The sequence below is a fragment of the Nonomuraea sp. NPDC001831 genome (assembly GCF_042892035.1).
Classification (GTDB): Bacteria; Actinomycetota; Actinomycetes; order Streptosporangiales; family Streptosporangiaceae; genus Nonomuraea.
The window spans coordinates 102986-118634 of the sequence record NZ_JBIATU010000011.1; the positions used below are offsets into that span (position 1 = coordinate 102986).

At 70.1% G+C, this 15649-nt stretch carries 13 protein-coding genes; 2 read left to right on the forward strand and 11 right to left on the reverse strand.

Going from position 1 to position 15649, the window contains the following annotated elements; translation table 11 throughout:
- Window positions 1-3 precede the first annotated feature (3 nt).
- From ACFYYW_RS31405 to metH, 8 genes are all read right to left on the reverse strand, one after another.
- On the reverse strand, window positions 4-1035 hold the full coding sequence (locus ACFYYW_RS31405) for an ABC transporter ATP-binding protein (RefSeq protein WP_387653972.1): 1032 nt from the start codon (window positions 1033-1035) through the stop codon (window positions 4-6).
- Window positions 1032-2060 (reverse strand): ABC transporter ATP-binding protein, encoded by a 1029-nt coding sequence (locus tag ACFYYW_RS31410; protein ID WP_352326883.1) that lies wholly within the window; start codon window positions 2058-2060, stop codon window positions 1032-1034. Before ACFYYW_RS31410 ends, ACFYYW_RS31405 begins: the two co-directional genes overlap by 4 nt.
- Window positions 2057-3070, reverse strand: a complete 1014-nt coding sequence (locus ACFYYW_RS31415; RefSeq protein WP_352364030.1) for an ABC transporter permease — start codon at window positions 3068-3070, stop codon at window positions 2057-2059. Before ACFYYW_RS31415 ends, ACFYYW_RS31410 begins: the two co-directional genes overlap by 4 nt.
- A 93-nt stretch (window positions 3071-3163) precedes the next feature.
- Window positions 3164-4930: an ABC transporter substrate-binding protein gene (locus ACFYYW_RS31420; protein WP_387653976.1), complete on the reverse strand. Its 1767-nt coding sequence runs from the start codon at window positions 4928-4930 to the stop codon at window positions 3164-3166.
- Window positions 4931-4993: 63 nt separating this feature from the next.
- Window positions 4994-5992: an ABC transporter permease gene (locus ACFYYW_RS31425; protein WP_352330502.1), complete on the reverse strand. Its 999-nt coding sequence runs from the start codon at window positions 5990-5992 to the stop codon at window positions 4994-4996.
- A 274-nt stretch (window positions 5993-6266) separates the two neighbouring features.
- Window positions 6267-6731: a cellulose synthase gene (locus ACFYYW_RS31430; RefSeq protein WP_387653979.1), complete on the reverse strand. Its 465-nt coding sequence runs from the start codon at window positions 6729-6731 to the stop codon at window positions 6267-6269.
- 85 nt (window positions 6732-6816) lie between these two features.
- Window positions 6817-7458, reverse strand: a complete 642-nt coding sequence (locus ACFYYW_RS31435) for an HAD family hydrolase (RefSeq protein WP_387653982.1) — start codon at window positions 7456-7458, stop codon at window positions 6817-6819.
- A gap of 21 nt (window positions 7459-7479) precedes the next feature.
- Complete coding sequence (metH, locus tag ACFYYW_RS31440) at window positions 7480-10944, reverse strand: methionine synthase (protein WP_352325652.1); 3465 nt, start codon at window positions 10942-10944, stop codon at window positions 7480-7482.
- 307 nt (window positions 10945-11251) lie between these two features.
- Between metH and ACFYYW_RS31445 the strand changes: the two genes are divergently transcribed.
- Complete coding sequence (locus tag ACFYYW_RS31445; protein ID WP_352325653.1) at window positions 11252-12106, forward strand: PAC2 family protein; 855 nt, start codon at window positions 11252-11254, stop codon at window positions 12104-12106.
- A gap of 338 nt (window positions 12107-12444) precedes the next feature.
- Here the strand turns inward: ACFYYW_RS31445 and ACFYYW_RS31450 are convergent, their stop codons facing one another.
- Window positions 12445-13347 (reverse strand): sirohydrochlorin chelatase, encoded by a 903-nt coding sequence (locus tag ACFYYW_RS31450; RefSeq protein ID WP_387653985.1) that lies wholly within the window; start codon window positions 13345-13347, stop codon window positions 12445-12447.
- Window positions 13344-14609: a uroporphyrinogen-III synthase gene (locus ACFYYW_RS31455; RefSeq protein ID WP_387653987.1), complete on the reverse strand. Its 1266-nt coding sequence runs from the start codon at window positions 14607-14609 to the stop codon at window positions 13344-13346. The genes ACFYYW_RS31450 and ACFYYW_RS31455 overlap by 4 nt, the downstream gene beginning before the upstream one ends.
- Window positions 14610-14863: 254 nt before the next feature.
- Here ACFYYW_RS31455 and ACFYYW_RS31460 point away from each other — a divergent pair, with 254 nt between their 5' ends.
- On the forward strand, window positions 14864-15346 hold the full coding sequence (locus ACFYYW_RS31460) for a peptide deformylase (RefSeq protein WP_364392895.1): 483 nt from the start codon (window positions 14864-14866) through the stop codon (window positions 15344-15346).
- On the opposite strand, the gene ACFYYW_RS31465 is transcribed toward ACFYYW_RS31460, so the two are convergent.
- Complete coding sequence (locus ACFYYW_RS31465; protein WP_352325670.1) at window positions 15282-15566, reverse strand: WhiB family transcriptional regulator; 285 nt, start codon at window positions 15564-15566, stop codon at window positions 15282-15284. The genes ACFYYW_RS31460 and ACFYYW_RS31465 overlap by 65 nt on opposite strands.
- Window positions 15567-15649: the final 83 nt, after the last annotated feature.

The following is a 15649-nucleotide window of genomic DNA, read 5'->3' on the forward strand; positions in this document are numbered from 1 at the left end:
GGTTCAGGCCTGGGTCGCCGCGGCGGTCGCGGCGGCGGGCGCGTTCTCCGGGAAGTGGCAGGCCACGCGGTGGCCGCCGGCCAGCTCCTCCAGGGGAGGCTCGACCGTCTTGCAGATCTCCTGCGCCTTCCAGCAGCGGGTGTGGAAGCGGCAGGCCGGCGGCGGGTTGAGCGGGCTCGGCACGTCGCCGGTGAGCCTGATGCGCTCGCGTTCCTTGCGCGCCTTGGGGTCGGGCACGGGCACGGCCGACAGCAGGGCGTTGGTGTAGGGGTGCATCGGCGTGCTGTAGAGGCTCTTGCGGTCGGCGATCTCGACGATCTTGCCCAGGTACATGACCGCGACCCGGTCGCTGATGTGGCGCACCACCGACAGGTCGTGGGCGATCACGACGTAGGTCAGGTCGAGCTCGTTCTGCAGGTCCTCCAGCAGGTTGACGACCTGGGCCTGGATGGACACGTCGAGCGCGGAGACCGGCTCGTCGGCGATGATGAGCTTGGGCTTGAGCGCGAGCGTGCGGGCGATGCCGATGCGCTGCCGCTGACCGCCGGAGAACTCGTGCGGGTAGCGGTTGTAGTGCTCGGGGTTGAGCCCGACCAGGGCGAGGATGTCCTGGACCGCCTTCTTGACGCCGTTCTCGGTCTGCACGCCCTGGATGCGGAACGGCGCGCCGACGATGGTGCCGACGGTGTGGCGGGGGTTCAGCGACGAGAACGGGTCCTGGAAGATCATCTGCATGTCGCGGCGGAGCGGCCTGAGCCTGCCCTGCCCCATGTGCGTGATGTCCTGGCCCTCGAAGACGACCTTGCCGCCGGTCGGCTCAAGGAGCCTGGTGACCAGGCGGCCGGTGGTGGACTTGCCGCAGCCGGACTCCCCCACCAGGCCGAGCGTCTCGCCCTTGTAGACGTCGAAGCTGACCCCGTCGACCGCCTTGACGGCGCCGACCTGCCGCTTGAGCAGGCCCTTCGTCACCGGGAAGTGCTTCTCCAGCCCCTGGACGGAAAGAAGCGGCTCGTTCGCGGTCACCGTCTCGCTCACTGGCTCTCCAGCACTGGCTTGATCTCGTTCTCCCACAGCTCCCGCCGCTCCGTCCTGCTCATGTGGCAGCGCACCAGGTGGCCGCCCTCGGTCTCGATCAGGCCGGGCACCTCACCGCTGGACTTGCCCCCGGTGCGCTCGGCGTAGGGACAGCGGGGGTGGAAGGCGCAGCCCGGAGGCACGTTGATCAGGGACGGCGGCGAGCCCTTGATCGGCAGCAGCCGTTCGGTGGGCTCCCGGTCGAGGCGGGGCATCGATCCCAGTAGACCCCATGTGTAGGGGTGCTCGGGACGGTAGAAGATGTCGTCGGCGGTGCCGTACTCGATGCACTTGCCGCCGTACATGACCAGGATGTCGTCGGACAGCTCGGCCACCACGCCCAGGTCGTGGGTGATGATGATCAGCGCGGAGTTGAACTCGCGCTGCAGGTCGACCATGAGGTCGAGGATCTGGGCCTGCACGGTCACGTCGAGCGCGGTGGTCGGCTCGTCGGCGATGAGCAGTTCGGGGTCGCACGACAGCGCCATGGCGATCATCGCGCGCTGGCGCATGCCGCCGGAGAACTCGTGCGGGTAGGAGTCGACGCGGCGCTGCGGCTCGGGGATGCCCACGCGGCCCAGCATGTCCACGGCGTGCTTCTTGGCGACGGCCTTGGTGACCTTGTGGTGGATCCGGTACGCCTCGACGATCTGGTCGCCCACTGTGTAGAAGGGGTGCATGGCCGACAGCGGGTCCTGGAAGATCATCGCCATCTTCTTGCCGCGCAGCCCGCGCACGTGCTCCTGCGAGGCGCCCACGAGCTCCTCGCCGTCGAGCCAGATCTCGCCCGAGACGTTGGCGCCCTTGCCCTTGTGCAGGCCGAGGATGCCGAGGCTGGTCACCGACTTGCCCGAGCCGGACTCGCCGACGATGCCGAGGGTCTTGCCGCGTTCGAGACTGAAGGTCAGCCCGTCGACGGACCTGACCAGGCCGTCGTCGGTCGGGAAGTGGATCTTCAGGTCCTTGACGTCGAGAAAGGGACTCACGCCAGCCTCACTCTCGGGTCAACGACCGCGTAGAGCAGGTCGACGATCAGGTTGGCCAGGATGATGAAGGCCGCCGCGACGATCGTGACGCCCATCACCTGGGGAAGGTCGTTGTTGCTGATGGCGTCGACGGCGTACTTGCCGATGCCGGGCAGCGAGAAGGTGCTCTCGGTCAGGACGGCGCCGCCGAGCAGCAGCCCCAGGTCGAGACCGAACATGGTGACCACGGGGGTGAGCGTGGCCCGCAACCCGTGTTTGAGCACCACCTTCCGCTCGGGCAGGCCCTTGGCCCTGGCCGTGCGGATGTAGTCCTCCGACATGGTCTCCAGCATGCCCGCGCGGGTGAGGCGGGCGTAGCCGGCGGCGTACAGGAAGGCGAGCGTCACCCAGGGCAGCATGAGGTTGTTGGCCCAGGTGAGCGGGTCTTCGCTGATCGGCACCCAGTCGGCCACGTCGCCGACCAGGCCGAGCTGGTCGCGGAAGATGGCCAGGGAGACGATGCCGGTGAAGAAGATCGGCAGCGAGACGCCGGCCAGGGCGATGCCCATGGACAGGCGGTCGAAGAAGCTGCCGCGGCGCAGCGCCGACAACACGCCGGTGGCCACGCCGAAGATGACCCACACCACGGCCGCGCCCAGCGCCAGCGACAAGGTGATCGGCAGGCGGTTGAGCAGGTCGGGCAGGACCGGGTTCTGGCTGACGTAGCTGTAGCCGAAGCAGGGCGCCGGGCAGTGCTCGATGCCGGGGCCGTAGTTGCGGTCGACGCCGACGAAGATGCCCTGCACGAAACGTCCGTACTGGACCAGGATCGGGTCGTAGAAGCCGAGGCGCACAGCCGTGTCGTGGATCACCTCGGCGTTGGCCGCCTTGCCCACGTACCGGGAGGCCAGGTCGTCAGCGGACATCCCAGCGAGCCGAGGCACGAGGAAGAAGATGGCGAACGTCGCGATGCTCACCACGAAGAGCAGCATGACGGCCGCTATCAACCGTCTGAGAATGTATGTGAACACTGATCTCGGCCATGGCGGCCGGGCTTTGTGAGCCCGGCCGCCGAAGCCTTCACCTGCTTTCGGTACGTGACGTTCCGGCAGTTAGCGCCGTTGCTACTGGGTGCTCAGCGTGAGGAACTCGTACATGCCCCAGTTCTGGGAGACGAAGACGTTCTTCAGCTGCGGCGGACGGTAGAACAGGCCGTGCGCCCAGACGTAGGGAAGGATGTAGGCCGACTCCATGACCTGCTTGTCGACGGCGGCCCAGATGCTGTTGCGCTTGGTCGCGTCGGTCTCGCCCGCGGCCTGGTCGATCAGCTCGTCGATCTTGGGGTCCTTCACGCCGAGGTTGGTGTTACCGGCGGGACGGATGACCCGGCTGTCGACGATCTGCTGGAAGAAGCCGAAGCCCTCGGGGTAGTCGGCGCCCCAGCCGTAGACCATGAGGCCCAGGTTGTTCTTCTTGGCGAAGTCGGGCTTGCCGGCGTACAGCTTGAAGTAGTCACCCTGCGGGAAGCCCTTGAGCTCCAGCTTGATGCCCACGCGGCCCAGCGACTGCTGCAGCGACTCGGCGGTCTGCTTCTCGGCCGAGCGCTCGTTGCGGAAGGAGATGGTGGTGCTGAAGCCGTTGGGCTGGCCACAGGCCGCCAGTTCTTCCTTGGCCTTGGCGATGTCACCGGTCGGGTTGGCCTCGACGCCGTAGGGGTCGATCTTCTCGTAGCCGGTCATCTTGGCCGGCATGAGGCTGAGGGCCACGTCGCCACCGGCGTCCGGGCCGCCGTAGGCGCCCTGGATGGCCGAGCGGTCCGTCGCGTACAGCACGGCCTTGCGGCAGTGGATGTTGTCGAACGGCGGCACGTCACCGTTGATGTTGGTGAACCAGGTGCGGTCGATCGGGGCCGAGTCGGCGTACTGCTTGACCTTCTCGTCGGTCAGGACCTTCTTGCGGGCGTTGGCCGCCACGCCGGTGCTGTTGACCTTGACGTCGATCTTGCCGGAGAGCAGACGCTGGTCGAGGTCGTCCTCGTTCTGGCCGAGCAGCACCTCGATCGAGTCGTTGAGCTGCTTGCGGTTGGGGTCGGTCGCCGCGTCCCAGTTCGGGTTCTTGACGAGCTCGATGCGCTTGGTGAGCTCGTGCGACTTGAACATGTACGGGCCGGTCGCGACCGGGTGCTCCTTGTACTTCGAGCCGGTGTCCTTGGCCTCGGGCACGGGGGCCGTCTGCGGGAGCATGGCGAAGTAGTCGAAACCGCCGTACGCCTTCTTCAGGTGGAAGACGATCGTCTGGTCGTCGGGGGTCTCGATCGCCTTGAAGTCGTCGAGCTTGCCCTTCATCTTGTACGGGCCGGTGTAGCTGCCGACGTCGAGCCAGTCGTTGAAGTACGTCGGGCCGCTGGGCAGGATGTCCTTGTCCAGCGAGCGCGCCACGCCGTACTTGACGTCCTTCGAGGTCACGGGGGTGCCGTCCTCGAACTTGACGCCCTTGCGCAGCTTGTACGTCCACGTCTTGCCGCCGTCGCTCGGCGTGCCCAGGCCCTCGGCGAGGTCGCCGACGAGCTGCAGGCCCTCCTCGCCGGGAACCGGCTTGAACATGGTGAGCGCGCGCGTGTAGAGGCGGGCGAAGTTCCAGGCGTAGCCGTAGTACATGTCGCCCGGGTCCACCGAGTCGAAGTCGCCGGGCATGCCCATGTGGAGGGTGCCGCCGACCTTGTCCGACGGGTTGATGACCGCCGTCACACCCGCGTTGTACTTGCTGGACGGCTTGTCGTCGCTGCCCGAGCCGCTGGTGTTCTTGCTGCCACCGCCGCCGCCGCACGCGGAGACGACCACGGCGAGAGCGGCGGTCACCGCGATCGCCGACGCCTTAGATCTCATCTTCATCGACCTGACACACCCCTTGAATCTAGGAGTTGAGAGAACTTGCGGATAACTACTCACGAGGCCTTATCGGGCCTTGGGATCGAAGGCGTCCCTGAGGCCGTCACCGAGCAGGTTGAACGCCAGCACGGTGATGAAGATCGCGAGGCCGGGGAAGATCATGAAGTTGGGCGCCACGTCGTAGTTGTGGACCGCCTCAGCCAGCATGCCTCCCCACGTGGGGGTCGGCGGCCGCACGCCCACGCCGAGGAAGGAGAGTGCGGCCTCGAACAGGATGTTCGACGGGATCAGCAGCGTCGAGTACACGAGGATCGGCGCGAGCAGGTTGGGCAGGATCTCCTTGAACAGGATCGTGTGGTTGCGCGCGCCCAGGCTTCTGGAGGCGTCGACGAACTCCCGCTCGCGCAGGGAGAGCGTCTGGCCCCGGATGATGCGCCCGATGTAGGGCCAGTTGAAGAAGCCGATGATGAACACCAGCAGGCTGATCCTGAGGGTGTCGCCCGACATGCCGAACGCCTTGTCGGGGATGACGCCGGCCAGCGCCAGCGCGAACACCAGCAGCGGGAAGGCGAGGAAGATGTCCATCAGGCGGGAGATGATGGTGTCGATCCAGCCGCCGAAGAAGCCGGCGATCATGCCGAGCACGGTGCCGATCACCACGCACAGCAGCGTCGCGAAGAACGCGATCAGCAGCGAGATGCGGGCGCCGTACAGGATCCGGCTGAACAGGTCGCGGCCCGTGGTGGGCTCGACACCGAACAGGAAGTCCCAGCTCATGCCGCCGAAGGCGCCGATCGGAGCCTGGATCGCCGGGTCGATCTTCTCCCGGTGCCATTCGGCCGGGTCGTGACCGAGCCACGACACCAGCAGCGGCGCGAAGATCGCCACGAGGATCAGCAGGACGATGACGATGCCGCCGGTCATCGCGATGCGGTCGCGCTTGAGGCGCATCCAGGCGATCTGCCCGAGGGAACGCCCCCGGATGACTGAAGACTCCGCCCCCTCAAGAACGGTCTCCGGCCCGGCCTCGACGGCCGAGTCAGGAAGATCGAGCGGTGCGGTCATGCCAGTGGCCCCCTGGATTCCAGACGACGTCGTCCGTGTCGGCGCGACCCGGTCAGGGTAGTGCGCCCGTGCAAGGCGAGTCCGCAGAGTCGCGGCCCCAGGAGGCAGAATCTATGGCCTGAGCTGGTATGACCAGTCCCTCAGCGCTCGATGTGGCTCAACTGTGATTGACGCGAAACTTATTCGTATCGATCTTGATGTGAATGTCTACGGGCCGTCCCGGTTGGGTCTCGGAACTGTGACAGTGCCGATCCACGACCGTTTCCGTCCGAAATCAGCTGATGCCGCGGCGCTTCAGAAGCGCTTCGATATCGGAGAAGTCATCGTCGTTCTTGGGGGTCTTCGGGGCCACCGACGGCTGGGTCTTGTTCGCTACGGGCTGAACCGGCGGCTTCCCGCCCGGCTCGGGAGCGGCCTTCTTCTTGCGCCCCACGGACAGCCTGCGGCCGCGCATCACCCCGGACACCACGAACAGCACGGCGGCCAGGCCCGCCACGGCCACGCCGGCCCACACCATCGGGTTGAGCACCAGCCCGGTGACGAACCCCACCGCGGTCGCCCCGATCGTCCACAGCGCGCTGAGCGCGCCGGTCAGGTAGGCCGCCACCGGCAGCAGGGACCAGGCCGCCAGCCGCATCCCCGCGGCCGCTCCCCGGCGCCTGAAGGCCAGGAAGCTCAGCACCAGCCCCACCGCCGTCACCCCGGCGCACAGCGGCAACCAGGCGATCTGATTGAACATTACGGCCGCCCCTCGTCTCGACTACGCCTTCCATCCTGGCACGCGAAACGACGGGGGCCCCTCCTCCGCGAGGACCAGACGCCCCCTAGGGGATCAGCGCGCGCAGATCGGCGACGCCGACGTCGGCCAGCGAGGAGACCACCAGACGGCCGGGGGCCGGCTCGACGGGCAGCAGGTTGGGCACGGCCACGACGGCGCAGCCGGCCGCCGTGGCGGCCGCCACACCGTTGGGTGAGTCCTCCAGCACCACGCAGCGCACCGGCTCGACGCCGAGCAGCCCGGCGGCCTTGAGGTAGGGCTCGGGGTCGGGCTTGGTCCGCTCGACGTCGGCGGCGGTGACGACGAGGTCGAAGCGGTCTTCGCCGAAGCCCTTCAGCACGGCCTCGGCGATCTCCCGCATCGACGAGGTGACCAGGCCGACCGGCACCCCCTCGTCGCGCAGCGCCTCCAGCAGCTCCGCGGCCCCCGGCATGACGGCGACGCCCTCGGCCAGGCGCTCGACCATGCCGGAGACCATCCACTCCTGCACCGTCGGCGCCGGCACGTCGGCCCCGGAGACGGCGAGCATGTAGTCGAGCGTGCGCTCCATGGACCCGCCGACCAGGTGGGCCTGGTGCTGCGGCGTCCACTCGGCGCCGAGCCTGGCCATCACCCTGGTCTCGATCTCCAGCCAGACCTTCTCGCTGTCGACGAGCAGGCCGTCCATGTCGAAGAAGACCGCTTCCACGTGCTTTCCCCCGATGACGAACTAGACGTTGAAGTACTTGGCCTCGGGGTGGTGCGCGACCAGCGCCGAGGTGGCCTGCTCGGGGTGGAGCTGGAACTCCTCCGACAGGCTGACGCCGATGCGCCCCGGGTCGAGCAGCTCGAACAGCTGCTGCTGGTCCTCCAGGTTGGGGCAGGCCGGGTAGCCGAAGGAGTAGCGGCAGCCCTGGATGTTGACCTTCAGCATGTCGTCGAGGGTCTCCTGGCCGCCGATGCCCCACTCCGAGCGCACCCGGGCGTGCCAGTACTCGGCCAGCGCCTCGGTGAGCTGCACCGACAGGCCGTGCAGCTCCAGGTAGTCGCGGTAGGCGTCCTTGGCGAACAGCTCGGCGGTGGCCTGGGAGATCTTGGCCCCCATGGTGGCCACCTGGAAGCCGACGACGTCGACCTCGCCGGAGTCCTTGCCGCGGAAGAAGTCGGCCAGGCACAGGTGCCGGTCGCGGCGCTGGCGCGGGAAGGTGAAGCGGGTGCGCTCGTTGCCGTCGTCGCCCAGGATGATCAGCGAGTCGCCGTCGCTGACGCACGGGAAGTAGCCGTAGACGACGGCCGCCTCCAGCAGGCCCTCGGTCTGCATGCGCTCCAGCCACATGCGCAGCCTGGGCCGGCCCTCGGTCTCGACCAGCTCCTCGTAGCCGGGCCCGTCGCCGCCCCTGGTGGGCTTGAGGCCCCACTGGCCCAGGAACAGGGCGCGCTCGTCGAGGAAGGCCGCGTACTCGTTCAGCGAGATGCCCTTGACCACGCGGTCGCCGTGGAAGGGCGGCGTGGGCACCGGGTTGTCGGCGGCCACGTCGGAGCGGGCCGGCAGCTCCTCGACCGGGGTGCGCTGCAGCACCGCGCCGGTCTTGACCCGCCGCTCGCGCAGCGGCGGCAGCGTGGCGCCCTCGACGCCGCGCTTGACGGCCATGAACGAGTCCATCAGCCGCAGCCCCTCGAAAGCGTCGCGGGCGTAGCGCACCTCGCCCTCGAACAGCTCGGCGAGGTCCTGCTCGACGTAGGCGCGGGTGAGCGCGGCGCCGCCGAGCAGCACCGGGTACTTCTCCGACAGGCCCCTGGAGTTCATCTCCTCCAGGTTCTCCTTCATGATGACCGTCGACTTCACCAGCAGCCCGGACATGCCGATCACGTCGGCCTTCTGCTCGTCAGCGGCCTCCAGGATGGCCGAGACCGGCTGCTTGATGCCGAGGTTGACCACCTGGTAGCCGTTGTTGGACAGGATGATGTCCACCAGGTTCTTGCCGATGTCGTGCACGTCGCCCTTGACCGTGGCCAGCACGATGCGGCCCTTGGTCTCGCCCTCGACGCGGTCCATGTGCGGCTCCAGGTAGGCCACGGCGGCCTTCATCACCTCGGCCGACTGCAACACGAACGGCAGCTGCATCTGGCCGGAGCCGAACAGCTCGCCGACCGTCTTCATGCCGTCGAGCAGCACCTCGTTGATGATCTCCAGCGCGGGCCGCTGGGTGAGCGCGTCGTCGAGGTCGGCCTCCAGGCCCTTGCGCTCGCCGTCGATGATGCGCCGCTTGAGCCGCTCCCACAGCGGCAGCGCGGCCAGCTCCTCGGCCTTGCCGGCGCGCATGGCCGCGGCGTCGACGCCCTCGAACAGGTCCATGAAGCGCTGCAACGGGTCGTAGCCCTCGCGGCGGCGGTCGTAGACCATGTCGAGCGCCACCTGGCGCTGCTCGTCGGGGATGCGGGCCATCGGCAGGATCTTGGAGGCGTGCACGATGGCGGAGTCGAGGCCGGCGTTGACGCACTCGTTGAGGAACACCGAGTTGAGCACCATGCGGGCGGCCGGGTTGAGACCGAAGCTGATGTTGGACAGCCCCAATGTGGTCTGCACGCCCGGGTAGCGGCGCTTGAGCTCGCGGATGGCCTCGATGGTCTCCAGGCCGTCGCGCCTGGTCTCCTCCTGCCCCGTCGCGATGGGGAAGGTCAGGCAGTCGACGATGATGTCCTCGACGCGCATGCCCCAGTTGCCGGTCAGGTCCTCGATGAGGCGGGTGGCCACGCGCACCTTCCAGTCGGCGGTGCGGGCCTGGCCCTCCTCGTCGATGGTCAGCGCGACGACGGCCGCGCCGTGCTCGCGCACCAGGCGCATGATCTTCTGGAAGCGGGAGTCGGGGCCGTCGCCGTCCTCGTAGTTGACGGAGTTGACGGCCGCCCGGCCGCCGAGCATCTCCAGACCCGCCTGGAGCACGGCGGGCTCGGTGGAGTCGAGCATGATCGGCAGCGTGGAGGCCGTGGCGAAGCGGAAGGCCAGCTCCTTCATGTCGGCCACGCCGTCGCGGCCGACGTAGTCGACGCACAGGTCGAGCATGTGGGCGCCGTCGCGGGCCTGGTCGCGGGCGGTCTCCACGCAGTCGTCCCAGCGGCCCTCCAGCATCGCCTCGCGGAAGGCCTTGGAGCCGTTGGTGTTGCAGCGCTCGCCGATGGCCAGGTAGGAGGTGTCCTGGCGGAAGGGGACCGTCTGGTAGAGGGAGGAGGCGCCGGGCTCGGGGTGGGGGCGGCGCGCGACCGGCTCCTTGCCGCGCACCCGCTCGACCACCTGGCGCAGGTGCTCGGGGGTGGTGCCGCAGCAGCCGCCGACCAGCGACAGGCCGTAGTCGCGGGCGAAGGTCTCGTGCGCGTCGGCCAGCTCCTGCGCCGACAGCGGGTAGTACGCGCCGTCGGAGGTGAGCACCGGCAGGCCGGCGTTGGGCATGCAGGACAGCTTGAGCCGGGAGTGGCGGGCGAGGTAGCGCAGGTGCTCGCTCATCTCGGCCGGGCCGGTCGCGCAGTTGAGCCCGACGATGTCGACGCCGAGCGGCTCGATCGCGGTGAGCGCGGCGCCGATCTCCGAGCCGAGCAGCATCGCGCCGTTGGTCTCGATCGTCACCTGGGCGATGATCGGGACGTCCCGGCCGGCGGCCTCGACGGCCCGCTTGGCGCCGATGACGGCGGCCTTGACCTGGAGCAGGTCCTGGCAGGTCTCGATGATGAGCGCGTCGGCGCCGCCCGCGATCAGGCCGGCCGCGTTGTCGCGGTAGGCGTCGCGCAGGCTGCGGTAGGGCAGGTGGCCCAGCGTCGGCAGCTTGGTGCCAGGACCCATCGAGCCGAGGACGAAGCGCGGCTGCTCGGGCGTGGACCAGTGGTCGGCCCGCTCGCGGGCGATGCGGGCGCCGGCCTCGGAGTACTCGAAGACGCGCTCGCCGATGTCGTACTCGCCGAGCGCGGCCAGGTTGGCGCCGAAGGTGTTGGTCTCGACGCAGTCGACGCCGACGGCGAAGTACGCGTCGTGCACGCCCTGGACGATGTCGGGACGGGTGACGTTGAGGACCTCGTTGCAGCCCTCGTGCCCCTCGAAGTCGTCGAGCGTCGGGTCCTGCGCCTGGAGCATCGTGCCCATAGCCCCGTCGGCCACGATCACGCGCTGGGACAACACTTCTCGGAAGGACGGGGAGATGCTCATGCCGTAGAGCTTATCGGCTGAGTCCCGACCGCTTATTCTTCCGCCTGTCAATTGACACAGCGTCCAATACCGGTGGGCCCGTCCGGCTCTCCCGGCGTCGTCCCGGTGGGCGGTCCGCCCCCTTTCGGGGTGATCCGCTAGGGGCGAACGAAAGGGAGGGGTGAGCGCGGTGGGACGGGGGATAGTCGCGTGGTGGGCTGGGCGAAAGGGGTGGGCCGGTGGCTCGGAGCGTTCGCGGGGAGATCGGTGACGCCGACGCCTGCTTACCGCATAGGCTTAGCGCGATGAGGGAGAGAGGAGGCGACACGTGATCGAGCTCGAAGGGCTCCCCGAGCTCGTCGACCCGGTGCTCATTGCCGCGTTCGAGGGGTGGAACGACGCGGGCGAGGCTTCCAGCGGTGTGATCGCCCATCTCGAGTCGTCCTGGAAGGCCGAGCCGCTGATCGCGCTCGACCCCGACGACTACTACGACTTCCAGGTCACCCGTCCCGTGGTGGAGATGGGCGACGGGCTGACCCGGTCCATCGTGTGGCCGACGACGCGGCTGTTCCACGCCCGTCCGCCGGGCAGCGAGCGCGACGTCGTGCTGCTGCGCGGCATCGAGCCCAACATGCGCTGGCGCTCGTTCTGCGCCGACATCATCCAGGTCTGCCGCGAGCTGGGCGTCGAGCTGGCGGTCATGCTGGGCGCGCTGCTCAACGACTCCCCGCACACCCGTCCGGTGCCGATCCTGGGCGGGGCCACCGACGAGGCGCTGGCCCGTTCCACCAACCTGGAGCTCAGCCGCTACGAGGGCCCCACCGGCATCGTCGGCGTGCTCCAGCACGCCTTCGGCGAGGCCGGGCTCGACGCCATCTCGCTGTGGGCCTCGGTGCCCCACTACGTCGCCCAGCCGCCCAACCCGAAGGCGACCCTCGCGCTGCTGCGCCGCATGGAGGACGTGCTGGAGATCCCGATGCCGCTCGGCGACCTCGACGAGGAGGCGCGCGCCTGGGAGCGCGGCGTCGACGAGCTGGCCTCGCAGGACAGCGAGGTGGCCGAATACGTCAAGGAGCTGGAGGAGCGCAAGGACGCGGCCGAGCTGCCGGAGGCGAGCGGCGACGCGATCGCCGCCGAGTTCGAACGCTACCTGCGCCGCCGCGACCGCGACACCGACAGCTGACCTTCGGGGCCCCTTTCCACCCGACGGCCGAGTACTGGGCCCATCCCCCGCTGCCACACCCGACGGCCGGGCGTCGGGGCCCGTCCCGCCTCAGACCGTCACGCCTCGACGGGCCGGTTCCCGGAGCGGTCCCGTGGCACGGTCGTCTCACTCCGAAGGTCACCCCGCCTCAGGCCGTCACGCTCCGACGGGCCGGTTCCCGGAGCGGTCCCGTGGCACGGTCGTCTCACTCCGAAGGTCACCCCGCCTCAGGCCGTCACGCTCCGGGGCCGGTTCCGGGAGCAGTCCCGTGGCACGGTCCCCCCATCCGACGGCCTCCTCCCGGAGCAGGTCGGGGGCTACGGCCTGGCGGTGGGGGCCGGGTGGGGGTGGCGGTGTGCGAGGGACTGGTCGTAGCGGTGCCAGATCAGGGTGGTCACGGCGGGGTCCGGGACGAGCGGGGCGGTGACCAGGTCGGCGCCCGAGGCGGCCAGCCGATCGTGGAAGAAGCCGGGGGCCAGCACGTACGAGGCCACCACCACGCGGCCACGGGACGTCCTGCGCGCCTGGTCCACCGCGTCGGGCAGCGACGGCGTCCCCGAGGCGGCGAAGGCCGCCGTGACCGGCCGCGACAGGCGTACCGAGAGCCGCCGGGCCGCGGCCCGGACGTCGGCGAGCCCCGCGGGGTCGGACGAGCCCGCCGCGCCCAGGATCACCGTGTCGTCGGCGCGCAGCCCCGCCTGGGCCAGCGTCCGGACGAGCGCCGAGGTCAGCAGGTCGTGCGGCCCCAGCGGGCCGGCCACCAGCGCGTCCGGACGGTGGGCGGCGACCACCTCGGGCAGGTCGACGTGCACGTGGTAGCCCCCGGCCAGCAGCAACGGCACGACCACCACCGGCCCCGGCACGGCGGGCAGCACGTCGGCGAGCAGCGGCGCGCTGATCTCCAGAAAACTCGGCTCGACCCGGCGCCCGGGGCGCGCACTGCGGACCGAGCGGGCGAGTGCCGCCAAGGCCCGCTCCCCCGACGCACTCCGCGTACCGTGCGCGGCCAGCACCAGCGTTGGCAGCGTCCCGTCCTCCAGCCCGGACGCCTCTACCAGCGGGGAGCCACCCACCTGGACGGGCGCCCCCACCAGACGGGACGCCCCCACCTGAGCCGGCGCACTTACCAGACGGGACATGAGGTCGGCGGGCTGGTCGAGGGTTATGGGATCGGCGGGCTGGTCGGGAGTTATGCGGTGGGTGGGCTGGTCGGAGGTCATGGGGTGGGGTCGTGGGGGCAGGCCAGGCGGTAGCCGCGTTTGACGACCGTCTCGACGATGCCGGCCGGCCCCAGGGCCCGGCGCAGCCGGGTGACGGCCATCTCCACCGCGTGCTCGGCCGAGTCGCGGGCCGGGCTGCCCGGCAGGACCGTACGCAGGTCGGCGCGGGAGACCACGTGCCCAGGCTTGTCGGCCAGGCGTTTGAGCACCGCCATCGGCGCGGGCGGCAGCGGGCGCAGGTCGCCGTCCACGACGACGGCGTGGCCGCGCACCTCCAGCCGGTGCCCGCCCGCGACCAGCCGGGTGACGCCGTGCTCGGGCAGGTGCCTGGCCAGGGCGCGGGCCAGGGCGCCGAGACGGGAACGGTCGGGCTGCAGGACGCGTACGCCGCGCGAGGTCAGCGGCTCGGCCGTCACGGGACCGACGCAGGCGGCCACGACGGACCCGCCGAACGCGGCCAGCAGAGCGTCCTCCAGCCCGTCGGAGCGGGCCGCGCCGAGCATGGCATGGACGGCGGGCGCGCTGGTGAAGGCCACCGCGTCCACCGCGCCGGAGACGGCCTGGCTGATCAGGCGGCGCAGGGGCGAGCCGTCGCGCCAGGGCAGCCACCGGTAGACCGGGATCTCGATCACCTCGGCCCCGGCCGCGCGCAGGGCCGCCACGAAGGCGGTGAGCGGCTCGCCGTGCTGCTGGACCGCGATGCGCCGGCCGCGCAGGTCCTGGGCGAGCAGGTACTCCTTGACCTCGTCGCAGGACTCGGTGACGGGCGTCCAGTGGTCGGTCAGCCCGGCGGCCCGTACGGCTCCCCTGGCCTTGGGGCCGCGGGTGAGCAGGCGGGCCCTGCCGAGGTGGTCGCCGAGGTCGGCGGACAGGCCCCAGCCCTCGGCGGCGGCCATCCAGCCGCGGAAGCCGACGCCGGTGGTGACGACCACGTCGTCCAGGGGGGCCTGGAGGGTGTGCCGGGTGGCGGCGAGCAGGTCGGCGTCCTCGGCCAGGGGCACCAGGCGGATGGCGGGGGCGCTGACGACGCGTGCGCCGCGCCGCGCCAGCAGCGCGGCGAACTCCTCCCGCCGCCGCGTGGCGGTCACCCCGATGGTGAACCCGGCCAGCGCGTCGGGCGCCGTCTCGGGAGATCCCTGGACGAACCCGGCCGGCGCGTGGGGGGCCGTCTCGGGAGACCCTTCGGTGAACCCGGACGACGCGGCGGGCGCCGTCTCAGGAGACCCTTGGGGGAATCCGGTCGGCGCGGCGGGGGCCGTCATGGGGGGTCCTTCGGGAGGGGCGGTCATGCCGGTGCCTCCGGGCGGGTGGGGCCCGGCCGGGCCCCGAGCGCTCGGCCGGGCGTCACAGGCGCGGGCGACGCAAGTGAGATCACCCTCCGATCCTGCTTTCGGCTGATTTCACCCTTGGGTCTCCGCTGTTACCGCTGTGCTACAAGGCACGGCCTTCAGGGTTGAGGGGATCCGGCGACGGGAACCGTTCCGCATGATGATCGCGGCGTTTCGGGGAGTTGCGGGTGACGGTCCCTATTCGTGTGTTCGACGATCCGGTGCTCCGCGTGGTGGCGGAGCCGGTGCACGACTTCGACCGGGAGCTGCGGCGCCTGGTGAAGTCCCTGACGCTCACCCTGCGGGCGGGGACGGGCCGGGCGGGCCTGTCGGCCCCGCAGATCGGCGAGCCGGTGCGGGTGCTCGTCTACTCCTACGACGGCCGTTCCGGTCATCTGGTCAACCCGCGGCTGGAGCTGTCGGAGCGGCGGATCACCGCCGACGAGGCGTGCCTGTCGGCGCCGGGCCTGTGGCGTCCGCTGGAACGCTCCTACATGGTCACGGCGCGCGGCCGCGACATGTTCGGCAAGCCGGTGACGCTACGGGCGCTGGGCGTGCTGGCGAGGGTGCTGCAACACGAGGCCGATCATCTCGACGGGGTGCTGTTCAGCGACCACCTCGAAGCTGAGGAGCGGGAACGCTTTCTTGCCGAGGCACTGCCGGCGCGCTGAGCTCACGCCGCTGTTCGGGGTCGGTGCCGCCCCACACGCCGTGCGCCTGCCGGGTGTCCAGCGCGTACTGCAGGCAGGGCCGGCGCACGGGGCACCGGCCGCAGATGGTCTTGGCCTTCTCGACCTGCGAGCGGCCGGGGCCTTCGAGCGAGATCGGGAAGAACAGTTCGGGGTCCAGTTCCAGGCAGGCTGCCCTGCGTGACCAGTTGAGCATCATCATGCCCATCGCGCCTACCCATGCCTTCCGGCGTCATACCTGTCAGATCCCGGCTCGAATTCCGGCCCGGATCCCGGCTCGGACCG

Coding starts and splice junctions, on each gene's coding strand:
- ACFYYW_RS31420 (WP_387653976.1), bottom strand. CDS start 4,930: ATGAAGATGAGATCTAAGGCGTCGGCGATCGCGGTGACCGCCGCTCTC.
- ACFYYW_RS31425 (WP_352330502.1), bottom strand. CDS start 5,992: ATGACCGCACCGCTCGATCTTCCTGACTCGGCCGTCGAGGCCGGGCCG.
- ACFYYW_RS31430 (WP_387653979.1), bottom strand. CDS start 6,731: ATGTTCAATCAGATCGCCTGGTTGCCGCTGTGCGCCGGGGTGACGGCG.
- metH (WP_352325652.1), bottom strand. CDS start 10,944: ATGAGCATCTCCCCGTCCTTCCGAGAAGTGTTGTCCCAGCGCGTGATC.
- ACFYYW_RS31450 (WP_387653985.1), bottom strand. CDS start 13,347: ATGACCTCCGACCAGCCCACCCACCGCATAACTCCCGACCAGCCCGCC.
- ACFYYW_RS31455 (WP_387653987.1), bottom strand. CDS start 14,609: ATGACGGCCCCCGCCGCGCCGACCGGATTCCCCCAAGGGTCTCCTGAG.
- ACFYYW_RS31465 (WP_352325670.1), bottom strand. CDS start 15,566: ATGATGATGCTCAACTGGTCACGCAGGGCAGCCTGCCTGGAACTGGAC.